Source organism: Aquimarina intermedia (genome assembly GCF_008124785.1).
In the GTDB taxonomy this organism is placed as follows: domain Bacteria; phylum Bacteroidota; class Bacteroidia; order Flavobacteriales; family Flavobacteriaceae; genus Aquimarina; species Aquimarina intermedia.
In genome coordinates this window covers 38,585-58,806 of record NZ_VNHU01000006.1, presented here as the reverse complement: position 1 = coordinate 58,806, position 20,222 = coordinate 38,585, and the positions used below count along the sequence as shown (strand labels likewise).

Sequence of the window (20,222 nt, the reverse complement as noted above, 5' to 3'; positions counted from 1 at the left end):
GTGGGATTAATTCCACCCTTTTTTTTATCGTTAAATCTTCAAGTCATTGTCCTAAGTATATAAAGACAGAGTCTGTTTATTAAAATTCTTTGATATGATCACTCAAATCATACACTTTTACAGCATTCTTTAAATCATCGATTATACTACTACCTGCTGCACTACGATAGCCACCGGCACAATGAACTACTACAGGTTTGTCATCAGGAATCGTGTCTATAGAATCTCTCAACGTATTTAAGGGTATGGCGTAGGCATGCTCAAAAATCTTACCGTCACTAACTTCACTTCTGTTACGGACATCTACAATTGTATAATCTTTTGGATTTCGTTTGAAAGTTTCCAAGTCTAAGGGCTCGGTACTATGCAAAGATACTTGTGGTTCCAGCGTAAGTAAAGCTTTCATCTGATTTTCGTATCCGATTTTTGCTACACGACTTAGTATGTAATTGCTATCGGAGATAGAATTCAATACTATATGAAACTTTTCTTCAGGTTCTACAATAGCACCTAACCAGGTTTCAAAGCTATCATCATCATTTCTTGCCATAATATTAAAACTTCCCGGCAAATGATTCTTCTTAAATACTTCTTCATCCCGGGTGTCAATGATGATCATGTCAGTGTCTAGGGTAGACACCCCAATTTTTGTAGCCACATTGTGAATGGACTTGGCATAGTGTTCAACTCCTGTTTTATTGAGATCTACATTAAAACCAAAATAGGATGGAATAAACGGTTGATCACTGAGGATATGATTTACAAACTGTTCTTCTGTTTGTTTTTTGAAAGCCCAGTTTTCTTCTCTCTCTCTTCCTAAAGTACTTGATGAATCTGAGCTCATATTTTTACCGCAAAGGGATCCTGCTCCGTGTGCAGGATAAACAAGGGTCTCGTTGGGTAGATCGTTATATTTGTTTTGCATGGTGTGATACATTTGTTTGGCCAGCTCTTCTCTTTTGGCTTGCATTTTACCTGATTTCTCTCGTAAATCAGGTCTCCCAACATCACCAATAAATAACGTATCGCCGGTAAATAGGGCTGGAGCTTCATCGGAATCCTCTGTAGAGCTGGCTACAATCGAAATACTGTCCGGAGAATGACCCGGGGTATTGATTCCTTTAAATAGAACCGATCCCATTGTAAAGGTATCATCATCATCAAACGTTTCATGAGGATAGGCGGCATCTACTAATTTACTGGTGAAAATCGTGGCTCCGGTTTCTTTATGGATCTGTAAATGACTACTTATAAAGTCAGCATGCGGATGTGTTTCAAAGACCGCAACTATTTTGGCATTATGTTCTTCTGCAAAAACATAATAGGGTAAAGGATCTCGTGCCGGATCTATAATTGCTAGTTTATTATCACTAAGAACGGCATATGAGTAATGCGCTAGGGGTTTGTCTTTGAATTGTTTGATAATCATAGATGTATTTTTAAAGTTTACTGTAAAAAGAAAGTATGTTCATTTTGACATACATTGCTGCATTTCTTTTAAAATTATAAAGTATCCTTTAAAACAGTGTAACTTATGTTACATTTAAAGAGAGGTTTAACAGAGTTTAACGTGATTATAACGCTAAAGTAAGGAATGGAAAACTTGAACCGTATTTAGATACTAAAGCGAATCATCGATGTCGTGAGATAAGATTATCAAAACGCAAAAAAATAGCATTAGATTATAAAAGAACTTTAAACCGTTCACGATCCAATACCCACCTGCACACATCTTGCTCAAAATTTAACGACCCTGGAATTGTCCGATAGGTTTTTTCATAGGTAAATCCAACCTTTTCCAGAGTTTTATTAGGTGCCGGATTTAAAGCGTAGGGCTCACAAATTAGACGTTGTAATTTTAAATTGTTAAAGTAAAAGGGAAGGGATTTCTTAACTAATTCTGTACCCATACCACGCTTTCGATACGATGTTGTCCACAGGTGTAAGTGTATGTTAGCTTGTTGTCCATACCTAATTGCATTTACATTAGAGTGTCCAACGGCTACACCATCACATTCCCAAATTAGCGCATAGGAGGCTCTTTCTTTGATAGGCAAAGCTAATTGATTCGTTAACATCTTGCTAAGTGACTCCCGAGACGGAAGTTTTGTGAGATCAACACCCATGCCTTCTAAAAAATCAGACGGAGATGTATGCCAATACGCTACTATGTGGGGTATATCTTTGCTGATTAATTCTCTTACCTTCAAATCCATTTCAAATTGGTTGTGATGTTTAGCTAAGCTATACTTTTTTGCCCCAAAATCAAAAAGTGTTTTGCACGTGATATGCTAAGACAGGTTGATAGTTATAAAAACCTACATATAATCGGCGTAATACTGTGTGTTTTATGGATTATTGGGTTTGGGTTGTGATTTTTTGTTGTATTTCGGTACGCTCGCCCATATTGAGTGCATAGTTATAAGCTTCGCTAGTTTTGACAAATAAATGGTCACGTTTGATCACCTCTGCAAGGCCGGTCTTAAAGATAATATCACGTGTAGGACCTATAGCTCCGGCTATTAGTAGCGTTATTTGTTTCTGTTTCAGCTCTTCGATTAGATTAAACAACAAATTTGTAGCACTACTGTCTATATAATTGATAGCCTCTGCATTGAGTATCACATATTTTAATGAACTTCCTTTCTTCAGTATATGTTTTTGCAATTCATTCTTAAAATAATCTTTGTTTCCAAAATATAACTGAGCATCGAACCGTAGAATTAATATTTCTTCATGAATTTCTACCGTATTTTCAAAACGTATTACATTTTTAAAATAATCTGTGTTCTTTATCCTACCGAGTATGGCAATATGAGGATTCGAAGTTCTGTAGACCAGAAGCAACAAGGACAATAAAACTCCTAGTAAAATGCCTTCTTTGATGCCCACAAATAATGTTATAGCAAACGTAATGAGCAGTAGAAAAAATTCATCCTTCGCATTTTTTAAGAGCTGAAGTGGATATTTAATATCAATGAGTCCAAACACCGCTACCATGATAATAGCAGCCAAAACTGTATTGGGTAAATAATAAAATAGTGGCGTAAGAAAAAGTAAGGTCAATCCAACGATCAGTGCACTTACTAGAGGAGCAATCCCGGTTTTGGCTCCGGATTGATCATTAACCGCAGTTCTTGAAAACCCGCCTGTAGTTGGATACGATTGAAAAAATGATCCTACAATATTGGCTGTTCCCAGTGCGATTAATTCCTGATTGGCATCGACCTCGTAGTCAGAATGTTTTTCTTCGACGGCCTTTGCGACCGATATAGCTTCCATAAAAGCAATTAATGCAAGGGTGAGTGCAATAGGAACTAAATCAGAAATACGAGAATAATCTACCGTTGGTACTCCAAATTCAGGTAAACCTTGCGGAATTTCGCCAACAATTTTGACACCTAAGTCATTAAGTCCTCCTAGGTATATTCCTAGAATAGATACCACTACAACCACTAAGGCAGCCGGGATACTTTTATGAATTCTCTTTAACCCTTTTATTAAAACAATCGCAGCAATACCAATGCCTACCGTATACAAATTTGTTTGATCAATTGTTTCTATGGCGTTCAGAATAACCAGATGAACTTGATTGCTTCGTTCAATAGAAGTACCTAATAAATGCTTCAACTGACTTAAACCTATGATAATTGCGGCTGCTGAGGTAAATCCACTTATAACTGGTTTTGATAGAAAATTAACCAAAAATCCCATACGAAATAATCCAAGCGCTAATTGAATTACACCCATAAATAATGCTAAAAATATAGCCATGGCGATATATTGATCAATACCCGAAATAGCCAATGCCCCTAATCCTGAAGCAACCAATAATGAATCCATGGCCACAGGACCTACAGCAAGTTGTCTTGAGGTGCCCAATAATGCGTAAATAATTTGAGGAATTAAAGAGGCATATAATCCAAAAACAGGAGGAAGACCGGCAATCATAGCATAAGCCATTCCTTGTGGAATCAGCATAATACCAACGGTAATACCGGCAGCTAGATCACCTGAGAGGTACTCCTTCTGATATTTTGGTAACCATTGTAGTATAGGAAGATATTTTTTTAACATAGTGCACTTATAAGAATGTCAAAATTATGAGACGCTAAGAGATTTTACAGTAACATGAGTTACACAACTAGGATAAATCAACAATAGTTATATGATTACGATGTAATTCAATCTTACCAAGTCTTTCAAGCTTTTTAAGCAATCGTGAAATAACGACACGTGAACTATGGAGCTCATAAGCAATTTCTTGATGTGTTTGATATAGCACATTGTCCTTATTCACCCTGGCTTTCTCCTTCAAATGGCTAACCAATCGTTCATCCATTCGATCAAATGCGATCGTGTCTATTGTCAACAGCATCTCATTAAGACGATTGTGATAACTTTCGAATACAAAGTTACGCCAACTCTTATATTTGGTAATCCATTCTTCCATCTTGCGAATAGGCACCATAATGAGTTTGGTATCGCGTTCTGCAATAGCACGGATTTCACTTTTAGTTTCGCCCATACAACAGGTCATTGTCATTGAACAAGTATCCCCTTTTTCCAGATAGTAAAGCAGTAATTCATCACCATCTTTATCTTCGCGTAAAACCTTAATAGCTCCGGATACCAGTAGCGGCATACCTTTCACATAATCACCGATTTCCATGAGTTTATATCCTGCGGGAAGTTCTCTAAAAGTACTGACTTGTGCGATTTCCTGTAATAAGGCATCTTCAAATTGATGGCCATAACTTTTTTTTAATTCCTGAATCATGTTTGTGATTGTTTAACTTTTATCGCTAACTCTTTATCATACTTAAAAAAAAGATTAGCCCAAATAGATTTAGAAATTGCACCTATATAGGGCATCAGCAAAACTAAGGTGGTAAGGATGCTAAAAAATATGGTTAACGGTTGCAAATCTAATCCTAACAAATATAGGGTTGCAAAAACAACCACTGCCAGTGCTATACCAACACCGTAAGAGACATACATTGAACCATAGTAAAAGCTAGGTTCAATACTATATTTGAGTTCACAATTTTCACATCGCTCTTTAACTTTATTAAAATCAGAAAACGTATAAGGATGTGATTCTAAAAAATCTCCTTCATGACATCTTGGACATTTCAAAAAGAGAATACTATACAATTTAAAGCCTTTACCAAACATAGCTTGTATTTTAGTTAAAGGTACAAAAACTTCAATTTTATTTGGTAACAAAGGTTACATAGAACAGCTGTAAACAAAAAAAATCTTACGATGATGTAAGATTTTTTTGTTTATAGCTAAGTAAGAAGATTACTCCTTCATATTATCTTTGATCTGAATATAAAAGTCTTTGAAACCCGGATCAACACGAATTCGTGTAACGGTTTCAATTCCTTCAGTAGCATATTCACTTTTTCCCAAGACTTCCATTTGTTTGGGAAGTACTTTAAACTCTTCTTGTAAACTTTGGATAACAGCAGCGGCCTGTAATGAACTCAAATCCCAGTTACTTCTCAATTCAGTTTTTTCAAATTTAAGAGCATTGCTATTACCTTCAACAGCAATTTTTAGATCAGGATTAGCAACCAGCACAGTACCTATACGGCTCAATAAGGCTTTAGACTTATCTTGAAGACTATAATTTTTATCATCATCGCCAAAAAGTAGGCTATTAGGTATGGTAATATAAACAGCTCCTTGTTGAACACCGATAGCTGCATCGTTACCAACGGCTTGTTTGAACTTTGTAAGTACCGCTAATTTAATTGAGTCATTTTTGCTAAAAGCATCATTAATTGCATTAATCTTTTTGTCTTTTAACTGTAAACTAACTAAAGAAGACTCTAGATTTTCTGCTTTTTTCTTTGATAGCGCAGTGAAACTCCCCATATTAGAAAGTAAGGAGGTGTTAGATTCTCGTAGATCTTCAACCTGTTTTTCTAGTGAGGCAATTTGTGCTTGACTGGCTACCTCTTTGCGCTGGTAATCACTTACTTGGCCTTGCGAAACTCTAAGTTCCTGACGTAATTGATTAATTTCTTCAAGTAGATCTTTTTTCTTCTGAGCATTCATCGTTTGAAACGAGACTACAAGAAGAATAAATAGGGTATATAACTTATTCATGAATATATGATTTGTTGCTGCTAAAATATAATTTTCTCCAGTTTTTAAGACTATTCCTCTTCAGTAATTTTTAATACTGATTTGGCGTTTTGAATGCTTGAATTAATTTGATCTCTCAATTCTTTGACTTCGACTTCCTCTTGCTCTAAAATTTTCATTTTAACATTGAGCTCTTCATTAGAGAGTTCTTTGTTTTTATCATCATGTGGAAATTTCTGACTAAAATCGCTCATCCATTCCATCATAAAATCATATCCGTCTTTTAAATTTTGTTGCGCTTGTTTATAATTTCTAGTAGCATTTGTAGTGTCAATTTTTGACTCAAGATTTTTAATCAATGCGCTCATTTCTCCCATTTTTGGCATCACTTCATCGTGAACATCGATTATTTCTTGCATTTTTTTATCAAAAGCTTCTTCTTCTTTAGATAGGGAATCACAGCTGTACGTAAGAAGTAAGGCTGTAAGTATAAATACTAGGTTACTTAGTTTAGTCATAATATAATTTTTTATCATTCAAATATATTGATACTTCTCAGTATTTTTTTGATATAAACGTAAATTCTTACAAATAGTTGTACACTAGAAAAAAATCCAGTTTTTTGATGAAAGTCTTTCAGGTCATAAAGATGTAAATTGTTTTTTCTTACGAAATATATAGTTTGTGGTTGCTATGAGTAAAATACTAGCGCCAAAAAGCGGAAAGACAACACTTAGGAAAATAATACTTCCCAACACCCAATACCCTGCGGTAAAACTGGAAGGTACATTGGGAACGCCCCAAATGTTTTTTCGTTTTCTTACCAAATAGTGCGTAATCGCGGCTACACTTATTACAATCAAAAATAAGGCTGTAAAGAGCATTAGCAACCAATTCCAGTTGCCAAACTGACCTTGATGAAATGCCATTACCCACATACGGCTTCGCATTAAAACACCTACATCATCCCACTTTTTTTTCACCAACGTTTTACCTGTGTATTGATCAAAATGCAGCATGATTTGTTGTGATTGATCTAGAGGATAAGTATTAGATACACTAAACACACCAGTTTTATTTTGAGGTAACGTTATTTTTGTAATGCCGGGAAGCTTCTCCTGTTTTGCGGTAGCTATCATTTGATCAAGTGTGATAGGAAGTCCATCCCGAGTGGAGATAATCGTAGTACCATTCCAGTCATTCGGAAATCCTGTATGAGTGATTTTTTGTACCCACTTAAAGTTATTACCAAATACATCGGTCCAGGGGAAGCCTCCTGCCAAGGTGATTAGCAAAAGTATAGAAATCCAAAATCCGGTAATAGCGTGTAGGTCTCTGTAAAAGGTTTGTTTACCGCTTTTAATTCGTGGTACAAAAAAACCTTTAATTCGCCAACCTCTGGCGGGCCACCAGATAAAAAGCCCTGTAATGATAAGTACTACCATCCAACTGGCAACCAATTCTATCAATAGAGTGCCAGTTTTACCCAGTAGAAGCTCTCCGTGTAATTTACGAATTTTGAACATAAAAGAATTTTTAGGCAATAGTTCACCGGATACTTCTCCCTTGTAAGGATCTATAAATATACTGGTAGCATTGCCAAATCGCCCTGATACAAATTCGGTTGCTTCTGTAGTAGTTGTTGGCACTACAACAGCAGATGGTTTTGTAAGCGCATTTTCCTTCGCAATTTTCCACTGTTCCTGATAGGACAATGCTTCACCGTCAGGTATCACCTCCTTTATTTCTTTGTAAATTGGTTCTTCGTAGATAGATTTAAACAAGTAAATACCACCAGTGATTGAAAGGATCAGAATAAACGGTAATGAAATCAAGCCGGCAATAAAGTGCCATTTCCAAAGCCATTGATTCAATTTTTTATTTTTTTTCATAGTATCTGATAAAGATGAGGACTTGTTATTAACTAATGCTACAAGTCCTCGGCATGTTGAATTAGTTAAAAATTATAACGCACTCCAAAATGGAAGGCTCTAGGTGTACCAATAGTGTAATTATTTTGATTTGTGTAGGGGCTATATGATGCTCTTGCAGCATATAGCGAATCAAAAATATTCAGTACATGTCCCCAAACCTCCAGATTGTAAATATTTACGGTTGCTCTCAGATTAAAAATATTGTGTCCAGAGTAGGTAGCTGTATCCGTGACAGGGTTCCCATTAGCGTCTGTCATACTGTCGCCGGCTTCCTTAGTTACAATAATTTGATTTTCATAACAGGTAGCATATTTTCCGACAAGTTCATGAGAAGCAGTAAGGCTAACGCCAAGTTTATTGGAAAAAGAAGTTCGGTAAGTTACTGAAGAGTTTCCCAATAAATTAGGCGCGGTTTCTCTATCGGTGTTGGAGTAATCAATTCCTCTGTCAAAAAAATCGACATAGCGATGTTTGGCATAACTACCGTTATGAGTTAAACTTATGTTTTTTATCGGTGTATACGTAATTCCATATTCAATACCATACGATCTGGTAGCTCCGGCATTTGTGCTTAAAAATGTGTCATCCGCGTTGCGTAACGTAATTAAAGTATTTTTTCCATCTAGAACATACAATGCTACATCCAGTTTCCATCTGGAACCGGAGTTAAAATAACCTCCTATTTCATAATTATGGTAGATACTGGGTTTGATGCCTGTTAGTTCATTTTTGCTTCGATATAATGTTGAAACTTGTGGCGGAGTAAAACCTTGAGAGTAGTTGGTATACACTCCTGATTGATTGGTAATAGTATAATTAATCCCTAATTTTGGTGTCCAATTATCAAATCGCTCTTGATTTTCATAGGTCTCCTGTGTAGCAGCTAAATTGTTGTAATCGTATTCGAATCTATCATAACGAAGAGCTGCAGTAAGTTTCAAAGCTCTGATAGGAGATATTTCATATTGAATATATCCGGCATAGTTTAAAATATTAGCTTCGTAATTGAGAATATAATCTCCGGCGTTTAATGTAAAACCTAAATTCTTACCTGTCGCTGGATCTAAAAGGACAGCAGTTGTTTCTGCACTGTATTTCTGCGGAGAATAATCTATGGATGCTCCAGTAATTAAGGAGCTTTTCATATAATTAAAACGTTGTCTGTGTTGGATAAGTCCTACATAACTATTGTATTGATTGCTGTTTATTTCTCCCGAACCAATACCAGTCAACTGTCCCTGATTACGAAACTGACGTATACGATAAGATGGATTTTGATCCATTTGATTACTTCTAAAGACAAAATTGGCTGTAGTTTTGGCTTTATTATTCCAAATCATGTCGAGCGTGTTTCTCGATCTAAACGCTAAGGCATCTCGTTGAGTAAAAGTCTGATCACTTTGATAATTTCCTTCGCGATAATCTTTTTCGTTAAGCGATCCACTCATATCAGATCGATATTGAATGAGGTCTGTAACCGTCGTCCATTTTAGGCTGGGGGAGAAGTCGATAACTGTTTTGAAGGTTGTTGCAAATTTCTCATAATCACTATGAGCCACAGGTCCGTCGTTACGAAATGTATACTGTGAACCTAAATAAAAACCAAAAGTCTCTGAAGTTTCGTTAGAAACTTCAACGTCATATCTTGTTAGTCCAAGATCATTGGTCTGAAAACCAAGAGATCCGCTTAAAGTATCCGTTGGCTTTTTGGTTACAAAATTGAAACTGCCACCAATAGCCTCGCTTCCATAGATACTTGAAGCCGGACCTTTCAACACTTCAATTCTGTCAAAAGACAGATCATTCATCTCTAATAATGCATTATGATTAAATACTGAAGTGGGTCTAATAGGCATACCATCTTCTAGGTATAGAAACAAGGCCTTGGTTGAAATAGGAGATCTAACAGCCATAAAATGTTGCTCATTGCTGGCCGCTTGCGAGGTGGACATATAAACTCCGCTAATTTGATTGACTAATTGATCAATACCAAAAGCTTTGGATTCTTTAATATCCTTTGCGCTTAGGATTCCGATAGCTCTGGGAATGTCAGATCGTCTCTGTAATTCACGACTTGCAGAAGTAATAAGTACTTCACTTAAGAGGATGTTTTCCTGTTGCAATGAAATTTGATTTAGCGATGTCGATAATTCAAGTTCTTTAGCATGGTAACCAATAAATTGTATCGAAACTTTTGTCGAATCATATAATAGGATTTTAAAAAAACCGTCATTATTTGTTACCACCCCATTCTTAGGGTGTAATAGGTCAATTACTGTCGCTCCCGAGATAGGATTTGTAAACTCATCGGTTACGATACCTGTATATTCCTGTTGTGCGTTCAATAAATTGCTGAGTAGAAGCAAAATTAATGCTGTATATTTTGTTGTCATGAGTGTATAAGTAGTAGCTTCTACCTATTATAGTACAGGTAGAAGTTTTGATTTTCAAATGCTAGATATCGCTATGAAATGAACAATTGTCATTCATAGACATCTTTTTCAGATGATATTAATTTTAAATTTGATTGTAGAGTTATGTCATAAACAGAAATACCGTTTATGATACAAGTTGTTAACCTTAAGAAAAATAAAATTCGGGAGGATGATCTAGCGTTGAGGTGAAGGATTGCATCTGTAATATAGCATACTTCCAATTCGGGCTTGGTGCTATGGCAAAGTTGTTGTTTTGTTCAATTTGGACAGATAGATCTTCAAAAAATAAGGGGATGAAAGCCTTAGTACTTATAGTAGTTTTAGGTGTCTTCTCTTGCGATGGGGTTTGAGTCTTTATTTGACTCATTAAATAACATTTTCCATTACAATTAAGGCTGGGACGCTCTTTGTTTACACAATATTTTTCAACGATGTAATCAATATTAAGTTGGTAATAGAGGATATTACTTATCTCAATTGCAGGCCGTAGAACAAATGTCGCCAGTAATAGTATAGAAAACAGAATCCTCACAATGGATTGAAAAAATTTTCAACAAAGATACTGAGCTTTTTTAAAATGATACTGGTTGATGCAATGAAAAGTGTTTTACCTAAAATTTTTGTTTTGCTGTTAGGTTTTGTTACTCAAAATAAGGCGCAATAGTTTCAAAATTTTGATACTTATCAATGTTCTTATCACGTTTGATAGCTAATTCAAAAATTTTCGTTGTAGCATCCCATGCTATCACATCTAACTCTTCTAGTCTCATTTTCTTGCCGTTGGATGAAGTCACTTTTTCCATCTCCATTTGAGGATAGATGATGTTACCATCTACTAATTTGAGATTAATAAACTTACCTACATCACTAAATTTGTCAAACGTAAAGGTGATTGTGATATCTACAGAATTTTTTTTGGCTTCTACGGCAACGTTAGATAAACTAAGAAATTCGTAGGAGGAGTTAAACTTCGTAGCTTGCTTTATACGCTTTAAATCTTCTTGGATAAATAATTTTTCAACATTTTCAGATGTTTCCAAATCATAATAGGTAATAGTCGCAGTTTGGTTCTGTAAATCCAGAAGAAGCTCTGACCTATCTGCCACTATTTCAGAATTGACATTAAACAGTGTAGAGAAAAGTATTAAAACTTGATTAAAAATGCTTGACATAACTAGTAGGATTTTAGATTAAATCGGGAAAATAAAAATTTTATAATTTGTTTAAGGTACTGATTTTTAATTAATTCAATCAATGTTGGGGTTTTTTACTGTAAACGAGGGTAACGTTATCTGGTAAGTCACTACTAATAACCGTATAACAATAATTAGAAGTGTAGTAGCGATATAGGTCAATGTCATATCTAAGCCAATGCTATACATAAACATAAAGCAGATTCCCCCAACGATGGTAACCGTAGCGTAAATTTCCTTTCTAAAGATTACCGGAATTTCATTACATAATATATCTCGTATTACACCTCCAAAACATCCAGTAATAGTTCCCAAAGCAACAGAAACAATAGGGTCTAAGCCTGCTCTAATACCAGTTTCTACTCCTGTAATTGTAAAAATCCCTAATCCTATAGTATCAAATAAAAAGACTGATTTTTTAAGATAATCAAGTTTGTTTCTGAAAACAATTGCGAAGAGGGTAACCAAGCTAATTAAATAAATAGTAGTTGTATTCTGCATCCAAACCACGGGGGTCTGGCCAATGAGTACATCCCGTACGGTACCTCCACCCACAGAGGTAACAAATGCAATAATGAAAATACCGAATAAATCAAGTCTACGGTTCATAGCACTCAAAGCACCTGAGATCGTAAATGCCATCGTTCCTAAAATATCGAGTATATCAAATACGGTAAGCTCAATAACCATTGATTGAAATTTTGGGCAAATGTACCATTTAGAAGGGATATCCAAGAACTCTTAGGCTGTTTTTTCATAACTTAATATTATAAGATTATAACTTTTCTTAATAACTTTATTGTAAGTTTTTAGCTCGAATTACTACTTTTACCAATGTAAACTGAATTGATTATGTCTGAAACTATTGAAAAAGTAAAGTGTCTTATTATAGGATCCGGTCCTGCTGGCTATACAGCAGCTATCTATGCAGCGCGTGCTGACATGAAACCTCTTATGTATACAGGTATGGAGCCCGGTGGGCAATTAACTACAACTACCGAAGTTGATAATTTTCCCGGGTATCCTGAAGGTATTGATGGTCCTACAATGATGGTACAACTCCAACAACAAGCTGAGCGCTTTGGAACCGAAGTACGTATCGGGATGGTAACCGAAGTAAATTTCAGTAAAGAATTAGGAGGTATCCATAAAGTGATCGTTGATAACTCAAAAGAAATTGAAGCAGAAACAGTCATCATTTCGACAGGTGCTACAGCAAAATATTTAGGACTGCCAAGTGAACAGCGTTTACGAGGTGGGGGAGTATCTGCCTGTGCCGTTTGTGATGGATTCTTTTATAAAGGTCAGGATGTAGCAATTGTGGGAGCAGGAGATACTGCTGCCGAGGAGGCTACATACTTAGCAAATATCTGCTCAAGTGTAACAATGTTAGTTAGAAAAGACGAAATGAGAGCATCCAAAGCGATGCAGCATCGTGTCAATAATACTCCAAATATCAAAGTACTTTATAATACCGAAGTTGATGAGGTCTTGGGAGATCAGGTAGTCGAAGGATTACGTATGGTGAATAATCAAAGCGGAGAGAAAGAGGAGATCGCTATTACCGGATTGTTTATAGCTATTGGTCATAAGCCGAATACCGAAATTTTTAAAGGTAAATTGGATATGGATGATACCGGATATATCATTACAAAAGGAAAAACGACTAAAACTAATGTTCCTGGTGTGTTTGCTTCTGGAGATGTTCAAGATAAGGAATATCGTCAGGCAATCACTGCGGCAGGTACCGGTTGTATGGCAGCCCTGGATGCCGAGCGATATCTTGCCACTGTAGAATCAGGTGAAGAAGTAACTGCTTAAATGGCGGTAAATTTATACTTTTGAAATCAACCCCTCAACTTTTGAACATGTTTGGGGGTTGTTTTTTATAATTTTAATAATCCGGGAGAATAGTCCAGTCCCTTTTTATAAAGTGAAGCTTCACCGCTAAAAATTTCCAAATATACTTTGGGCTCACCCAGAAGATAAATCTCCGAGGTATCTTTGGCTTCAATAGTACAAACTTCATTAACCAATAGATAAGAATCACTTCCTCCCTCGGCAATGAGTTTAGCTGTATTGATACTAAGTTTTTCTCCTCTAAAATTAGTGGAACTGTCAACACGTATTAATGCACCGTTAACTTTTCCTTCCAATTTACTAGAACCTTTTTGGTACAAGTCTACCTTTAGGCTGTCAGCAGTAACAATTCCTTGGATTTCCGAATTTTCATTTACTTGATAAGACACTTCATCGGCTTTGGTATGAAACTCTCCCGAAGCTTTTCCATATGCGTATGCAGTAAATTTTGTGGACTCGGTAGACATAAAAGCTTCTGTCTGGTCATAAAGGTGTAAAGAGAGTTTTTCTGCATTTACCAGACCGGCAGTAGTCAATTTGACCTCGTTACGTAGTTCAATATGTTTTAAAATGTTGGTATACGAAATCGTGAGATGTAACGATTTGGCGCGTCGTATGTCTTTGTCAGAAACTATTTTGAGAATACTATCTTGAACTGTAAGGATGATAGCATCTTGTACATTGCTATCAGCTTTGATGGCCACCGAATTTTCTAACCCTTCCTGAATGCTTATCTCAAAGTTATCTTCAACTTTGATGGTATGAAAAGCATCAATTTCTCTAAGCTCGGTCATTACGATTTTATTTCCCTTAAGACGTTCTTTTTGAGCAATACTCGTACCGCTAACAAAGATTAATACAAGTAGGATAGGTAGTTGTTTCAAGATGTTCATAGTGTGATTTTTGGATAAAACAATAATTCGGATACTGTTAGTGCAAAGATAAAAGACTCTATGCGCAAATTCATGTTACAGCTTCATAAATTATTCTTATCTGATGTCTATACTTCTAACGAGTAACTTTAAAAAATATGATAAAAAAATCCTATCATTTGACCAATGATAGGATTGTGATAATTTTTTTGTGAAACCAAGTACGATGTACGCACTATCTTTTATTGGTTTTTTATTTTTTCGATAAATTTTTCAGCATTTTCGTTTTCCGGATTTAATTCAAGTGATTTTTTGTAATTTTTGAGAGCAAGCTCATTTTGTTTGTCCATAAAGTAAGCTTCACCTAAGCTATCATAAACATTTGATGATTCCGGGAAAGCCACCACATTCATTTTAAAAACTTCGATAGCCTCTTTTGTTTTGCTATTCTGAAGAAAATAATAGCCCACACGATTCATTTCATTTTCGTTGAGATTGTAATCCTCATTGTTTTGATGGGTTTCGAAAGTCTTCATGCCCTCTTCGGTATTTTGTGATTTGATAGACTCCATAACCGCTAGAGCCAACGATTGTTTTGGCATTTCAAAAGGCTGATCGTATAAGATTTTGGTAAGCTTCTTGGCCATATCAAACAGTTCGATTCTTCCTGTATTATTTAATAAAATAATAGTATGATTATCTTCGGGGATGCGGTATATCAACGTATTGAAGCCATTGATTCCGCCTCCGTGTTCTACCACTGTAATACTATCGCGATTAGCTACTTTTTCTTTGCCGATACTCCATCCGTATCCGTAAGAAGCCCTACCCGTAGGCATATACGCAGTAAACATGAGATCTCGGAATTTTTGTGTGAGTACCTTGTTTGTATATAAAGCACGATCCCAAGTATACAAATCTTCAACGGTAGAATACATAGATCCTGCAGCATACGGCAAAGACATGTCTAAATACTTAGAATTAGTGTACTTTTTGCCTTCTCTGTCATATCCTGTAGCTCTGTTTTTGAGAATACGATCGTGATGGTCGTATCCTGTGGCTGTCATGTTTAAAGGACTTAGGATATTCTCATGTAACAGAGTTTCGTAAGATTTTCCGGAAACCTCTTCCAGGATCACGCCCAATAAAAAATAGCCGGAGTTACTGTATGCAAATTTTTCGCCCGGATTAAATTCTAATATGGAGTCCTGAAACACTGTTAAGAATTCTTTTGGTGTATATGGATTTCTATAGATATCCTGAAAAGTTTCTAAACTTGTATAATTCGGTATCCCCGCACTGTGTGTTAATAAATGATGAATGGTTATCTTATCACCCTGAGCTTTAGGATAATTTTTAAGATATTTAGCGATAGGTGCATTTAAATCCAATTTTCCTTGTTCTACAAACTGAAGAATTAAAGCAGCAGTAAATTGTTTAGTAATCGAACCTAATCTATGTTTAGTATCTGAAGCATTAGGAATGTCCCACTCCATATTGGCCAGGCCTAAGCCTTTGCTGTATATGACATCGCCCTTCTCTGCGACCAATATGGAACCATTGAATTGATCATACTCATGATAGGTCTTCATTAATTTATCAATCTGATCAGCTTTACCCTGGCCAAATGTGGTGCCAAAGGCCAGGAGAGCAACTACTATTATGAGTGAGGAAATGGAGCGTGTTGGATAACGATATATTGTTTTCATTTTAAAGAGATATAATTTGTGTAAAGTTTTATGATGAATGGTATCAGTACGTTACATTTTTTTGCATCATACATGGATCATCATCATTTTTGGATTAATTACGACTTACATTTCCTCCGGAATTATCAACCTCTGATACTTTTTCCGGTGCTCCGAAATATCGAACACTTGCACCACTTGTAGCACGTCCGTTAAATTCATTTTTGGCATGAACCTTAACTGAAGCTCCACTGGTTGCTTTTGCCTCGGTAACTAAGCTCAGCACTTCCTTTGCTTTAATTACAGCTCCGCTGGTGGCAGAAACTTTGTGAGAATTTACCATTCCCGATATTTCTATAAAGGCGCCACTGGTGGCCGAAGTAGTTAAGGATTCTGATTTAATCTCTAATTCAATATCGGCTCCACTTGTTGCACTTAATTTCATTTTTGGCTGTTCAATCACTTGAGTCGAGGTGACACTTGCTCCACTGTTAACAGCAATTTCTTCTAAAGTTTCATAGGATATCAATACACTTTTTTGATCTGCACTATAGATATTTTCTTCTGACTTGATAACAAGCGTCTTATCTTTTACATAAATATCAATTAGATCATGTAGGTTCTCATTGGCATCAATAATAATTTTGTTGTCAATATCTTTTGATAAAATAACGTCCAGACCGCTACTTGCTTTAATACGATTAAACGGTTGGCTGATTGCACGTTCGGTTTGTATAACTTTTCCTGTTCCTTTTACTCCGTTGAACGGAATATTACAGGAACAACACACTAAGGTTAAACAAAGAGTTACTAATATTTTGGCTAAAGTTGTCATAAGGTGATTAGTTTAAAATTACTGTTCGATTTTTGATTGTTTTAATTTTTGGTTTTGATTTCTATACCATTCTCGTCGATTTTTACTTTTACGGGTTCGTTATTAAGTTCTAGGCCATCTTCATCTATTTTGAGATTGAATTCCTCATTGTTGTCTGATTTATAGTCATTTTGATCCTCATCATCGTTCCATTCTTTATATTTCCACTCACCATCCACTTCATTATCTAGACAGTCGTCACAAGTAAAACCACCTTCCTTAAGAGTAACATACTTTCCTTCTTTACCTGATAAGGAGACATATTCATCATATTTCCATGAATTGTTAAAACTGTAGGTATTCTTATCTGCTAATACCGTTGTACCTTCAGGAAGTGAAAGAATTATTTGAACTTCCTGATCCCGGTATTTATTTTTGATTGCCGTTAGTGCGTACCCATCTAGTGTTAACACATTATCTTTTAATTCATACTTGTAAAGTAAAGCGTCGGCAGCATTGCTGGCGTTATCGTATGAAAACCCTTCAGCTTTTTTTAGGACTGAAATACGAGCTATGGAATCAGTGCTTTCTTTGATGTATAACCGAACATCCTGTAATACAATCACTTTATTTCCTTTTGGATCTTTACGAATGCTGTAGTCGTTACGATGGGATAAATGGTGTATGTACCTTCTGTTATTCTTCATTTTTACTTGCAGTGTATCATTTTTACTAATAGGAAGAATGATTTCTTCTGTAGCTACCTCTGCAGTGTAGTTTTCGAGCATGGCCTGTCTAATTCCTATGACAGCTAATCCAACCGTTGAAATAATCCATAAAGCTAAAAGACCGAGTTTTGCTGTAGTTCCGATTGATTTTAGATTAGGTATCATAATCTTTAAACCCAAAATAAAAAGAAAGAAAAAAGGAATTCCTACGGCTAGAAAGGTAAAGATAGCGATCAACCAAATAGAAACATCACTATGATTCAATACTTGTAAATGTTCATTTAGCGGCGTATCAATTACACCAAAAGTACTTACAGCAAACAGACCAAAGAACAAACTTATAAGCGTCACACCTGCGACGATCATTAATATGACTCCGATGAATTTTATAGCAATTTTGAAAAGAAAGATAAGCACATCTCCTAAGGCATCAAAGAAAGAAGTAGAACTGCTCTTTACCTTTGAGCTATACTTTTGATAATCTACATTTTTTACTGAATCTGCAACATCATTAAAACCTTCCTTTATTTTTTTTTCAATCGTATTGATGTTTACCGGTTTTCCTCTCATAGCTAGCTTATCTGCCGTAGTTTTTGCTTCTGGAACAAAAATCCACAATGCGATATAAATGAGAACGAATCCGCCACTAGAGAAAATTGTAAACAGAATCCAAGCTAATCGAATCCAAACAGGATCTATGGCCAAATAATGACCTAAACCGCTGCTTACACCTCCTACATATGAATTAGTCGTATCTCTAAAAAGAGATTTAGAACGTTGTGGGGCTGCTTGAGTTGTTGCTTTTGGTTCATCTTCAAAAATGTCTTCGTCAATTTGATAATCCTCAGGTTGTCCCATAACTTCTATTACGGCATCTACCTCTTTATGTCCAATTACCTGACGTTCATCTTTAATTTTTTCATTAAAAAGCTCGGCAATTCTGGCTTCAATATCAGCGATGATCTCGTCTCTTCCTTGGGAATCGGTAAATGAACGTTTTATGGCGTCAAGGTACCGTTGAAGTTTCATATAGGCGTCTTCATCAATATGAAAAAATATTCCGGCAAGATTTATATTAACTGTCTTGTTCATTTTATTTATTTTTTTGTTTGGTTACCAAGTTTACAGCGCCCTGTAGTTCGCTCCAAGTTGTGTTAAGTTCGGTCAAAAATACTTTACCGGTATCTGTGAGTCCGTAATATTTTCTAGGGGGTCCTGAGGTAGATTCCTCCCAGCGATAGCTAAGTAAACCTGCATTTTTGAGGCGGGTTAATAAGGGGTAGATAGTGCCTTCTACAACTAGCATTTTTGCGTCTTTTAATGTTTCAAGAATTTCTGCCACGTAGGCATCATCATCCTTGAGTATAGAAAGAATGCAATATTCTAGAACACCTTTGCGCATCTGCGCTTTTGTGTTTTCGATCTTCATAAAGAGATTTTTTAAAAGTTAAACTGTTCATTTTGATTGATTGATGATTGTAATTTTTACTTAATAAATTTTATAGTAAGCGGGTATTGATATAATTCTCCGTTTTTAGCTTTGATTGCAGCATTGATTATAAAAATAATTTCTAAGAAGAATCCTATGAGGGCTATAATACCTATAAAAGAGGCACCAGCGAGCATCCATAAGCCTCCACTGTGATCAAAATTGATATGCCAATCATGTCCATGCATGATATCGGAAATTGACATATGTTTGAAAAAATTAAATACAAAAAAAGGAAAAGAAAGTGTTCCCAAAATTATAGTATATAAAAGAATACTTAATTGAAAATTGATAGCTTCTTTTCCATGGCTATTTACAAAATTAGATTTGTCTTTGTTAGTCGACCATAGAATTATCGGGATGATATAATTTCCAAAAGGAATAAAAAATTTAGAGAATATTCCTAAGTGAATAAAAGTTGCGATGTTTTTGTGATTAGTGTCTGACATGATGAATGATATAATAGTTGCTTATGCAAATATATGTTTAAAAAAAGGTATTATGCAAAACATAGTACCATAATTTAACATTTATTTAAGATTTAAGTTTAATTTGGACGGTATGTTTATTATAAATATTTTAGGAGTCTAAAATGATACTTATGACCATTACACCGCGTAAATTAAACCTTTTCAGTCTTTTTAAACTTCCTTCGGCATGGCTATGTGGGGTGCGGGTAAAATCTATTGACGATGAGCAATGTACTGTGAGTGTTACACACAAATGGATCAACCAAAACCCTTTTAATTCGATGTTTTGGGCAGTTCAAGGAATGGCAGCAGAACTTAGTACGGGAGCATTAGTAGTCGGGTATATAGAAGATTCTAAAAAGAAAATTTCTATGTTGGTTGCTCAGAATAACGCTACGTTTACAAAAAAAGCAACTGGCAGGATTACCTTTCAATGCACAGATGGCTCGCTAATTAAAGAAGGAATTCAAAGAGCGATTGCAACCGGAGAAGGTCAAACCGTATGGATGCGATCTGTAGGGAAGAACAGTGAAGGTATCGAAGTCTCTCAGTTCAATTTTGAATGGACAATCAAAGTAAAACAATCAACAGTTTAAGAAATCCTCAATCTTCTTGTAACAATTTTTTTTTGTTAACGTCG

20 protein-coding genes are annotated in these 20,222 nt (G+C 35.6%); 2 read left to right on the top strand and 18 right to left on the bottom strand.

All coding sequences use genetic code 11. From position 1 onward, the window contains the following. Positions 1-79: 79 nt before the first annotated feature. The 12 genes from BD809_RS10050 to BD809_RS09995 all read right to left on the bottom strand — a co-directional run bounded on the left by BD809_RS10050 (position 80) and on the right by BD809_RS09995 (position 12,351). Positions 80-1,429 carry an MBL fold metallo-hydrolase gene (locus tag BD809_RS10050; RefSeq protein WP_148782849.1) on the bottom strand — a complete coding sequence of 450 codons (1,350 nt, stop codon included), beginning with the start codon at positions 1,427-1,429 and terminating at the stop codon, positions 80-82. 253 nt (positions 1,430-1,682) lie between these two features. Beyond that, positions 1,683-2,216 (bottom strand): GNAT family N-acetyltransferase, encoded by a 534-nt coding sequence (locus tag BD809_RS10045; RefSeq protein WP_148782848.1) that lies wholly within the window; start codon positions 2,214-2,216, stop codon positions 1,683-1,685. 139 nt (positions 2,217-2,355) lie between these two features. Further along, a complete protein-coding gene (locus BD809_RS10040; RefSeq protein WP_148782847.1) occupies positions 2,356-4,077 on the bottom strand; it encodes a SulP family inorganic anion transporter in 1,722 nt (573 codons plus the stop codon). A gap of 67 nt (positions 4,078-4,144) precedes the next feature. Beyond that, a complete protein-coding gene (locus BD809_RS10035; RefSeq protein WP_148782846.1) occupies positions 4,145-4,780 on the bottom strand; it encodes a Crp/Fnr family transcriptional regulator in 636 nt (211 codons plus the stop codon). Then, on the bottom strand, positions 4,777-5,178 hold the full coding sequence (locus BD809_RS10030) for a DUF983 domain-containing protein (RefSeq protein WP_148782845.1): 402 nt from the start codon (positions 5,176-5,178) through the stop codon (positions 4,777-4,779). The genes BD809_RS10035 and BD809_RS10030 overlap by 4 nt, the downstream gene beginning before the upstream one ends. A gap of 129 nt (positions 5,179-5,307) precedes the next feature. Further along, entirely contained in the window at positions 5,308-6,120 is an 813-nt protein-coding gene (locus BD809_RS10025; protein WP_148782844.1) for an OmpA/MotB family protein, read from the bottom strand. Between the two features lie 50 nt (positions 6,121-6,170). Continuing rightward, complete coding sequence (locus tag BD809_RS10020) at positions 6,171-6,617, bottom strand: hypothetical protein (protein ID WP_148782843.1); 447 nt, start codon at positions 6,615-6,617, stop codon at positions 6,171-6,173. Between the two features lie 123 nt (positions 6,618-6,740). After that, the gene (locus BD809_RS10015) at positions 6,741-7,991 is read right to left on the bottom strand and encodes a PepSY-associated TM helix domain-containing protein (RefSeq protein WP_148782842.1); all 1,251 of its coding nucleotides are present in this window, start codon (positions 7,989-7,991) and stop codon (positions 6,741-6,743) included. Between the two features lie 65 nt (positions 7,992-8,056). Next, positions 8,057-10,426: a TonB-dependent receptor gene (locus BD809_RS10010; RefSeq protein ID WP_148782841.1), complete on the bottom strand. Its 2,370-nt coding sequence runs from the start codon at positions 10,424-10,426 to the stop codon at positions 8,057-8,059. 187 nt (positions 10,427-10,613) lie between these two features. Continuing rightward, positions 10,614-10,835 carry a hypothetical protein gene (locus BD809_RS10005; RefSeq protein WP_148782840.1) on the bottom strand — a complete coding sequence of 74 codons (222 nt, stop codon included), beginning with the start codon at positions 10,833-10,835 and terminating at the stop codon, positions 10,614-10,616. Positions 10,836-11,109: 274 nt separating this feature from the next. Beyond that, positions 11,110-11,640, bottom strand: coding sequence for a hypothetical protein (locus BD809_RS10000; RefSeq protein WP_148782839.1), 531 nt, complete (start codon positions 11,638-11,640; stop codon positions 11,110-11,112). A 75-nt stretch (positions 11,641-11,715) separates the two neighbouring features. Next, positions 11,716-12,351, bottom strand: a complete 636-nt coding sequence (locus tag BD809_RS09995) for a trimeric intracellular cation channel family protein (RefSeq protein WP_148782838.1) — start codon at positions 12,349-12,351, stop codon at positions 11,716-11,718. Between the two features lie 162 nt (positions 12,352-12,513). Here BD809_RS09995 and trxB point away from each other — a divergent pair, with 162 nt between their 5' ends. Then, positions 12,514-13,482 (top strand): thioredoxin-disulfide reductase, encoded by a 969-nt coding sequence (trxB, locus tag BD809_RS09990; protein WP_148782837.1) that lies wholly within the window; start codon positions 12,514-12,516, stop codon positions 13,480-13,482. Between the two features lie 65 nt (positions 13,483-13,547). Here the strand turns inward: trxB and BD809_RS09985 are convergent, their stop codons facing one another. The 6 genes from BD809_RS09985 to BD809_RS09960 form a co-directional block, all read right to left on the bottom strand. After that, entirely contained in the window at positions 13,548-14,414 is an 867-nt protein-coding gene (locus BD809_RS09985; protein ID WP_148782836.1) for a GIN domain-containing protein, read from the bottom strand. A 221-nt stretch (positions 14,415-14,635) separates the two neighbouring features. Further along, positions 14,636-16,102: a serine hydrolase gene (locus BD809_RS09980; protein ID WP_148782835.1), complete on the bottom strand. Its 1,467-nt coding sequence runs from the start codon at positions 16,100-16,102 to the stop codon at positions 14,636-14,638. A 94-nt stretch (positions 16,103-16,196) separates the two neighbouring features. Beyond that, the gene (locus tag BD809_RS09975) at positions 16,197-16,916 is read right to left on the bottom strand and encodes a head GIN domain-containing protein (RefSeq protein WP_148782834.1); all 720 of its coding nucleotides are present in this window, start codon (positions 16,914-16,916) and stop codon (positions 16,197-16,199) included. Between the two features lie 41 nt (positions 16,917-16,957). Beyond that, on the bottom strand, positions 16,958-18,715 hold the full coding sequence (locus BD809_RS09970; RefSeq protein ID WP_148782833.1) for a PspC domain-containing protein: 1,758 nt from the start codon (positions 18,713-18,715) through the stop codon (positions 16,958-16,960). A gap of 1 nt (position 18,716) precedes the next feature. After that, positions 18,717-19,052: a PadR family transcriptional regulator gene (locus tag BD809_RS09965; protein WP_148782832.1), complete on the bottom strand. Its 336-nt coding sequence runs from the start codon at positions 19,050-19,052 to the stop codon at positions 18,717-18,719. A gap of 56 nt (positions 19,053-19,108) precedes the next feature. Next, complete coding sequence (locus tag BD809_RS09960) at positions 19,109-19,561, bottom strand: DUF4870 domain-containing protein (protein WP_148782831.1); 453 nt, start codon at positions 19,559-19,561, stop codon at positions 19,109-19,111. A gap of 152 nt (positions 19,562-19,713) precedes the next feature. Here BD809_RS09960 and BD809_RS09955 point away from each other — a divergent pair, with 152 nt between their 5' ends. Next, positions 19,714-20,178, top strand: coding sequence for a DUF4442 domain-containing protein (locus BD809_RS09955; protein ID WP_148782830.1), 465 nt, complete (start codon positions 19,714-19,716; stop codon positions 20,176-20,178). The last annotated feature ends 44 nt before the right edge of the window (positions 20,179-20,222 follow it).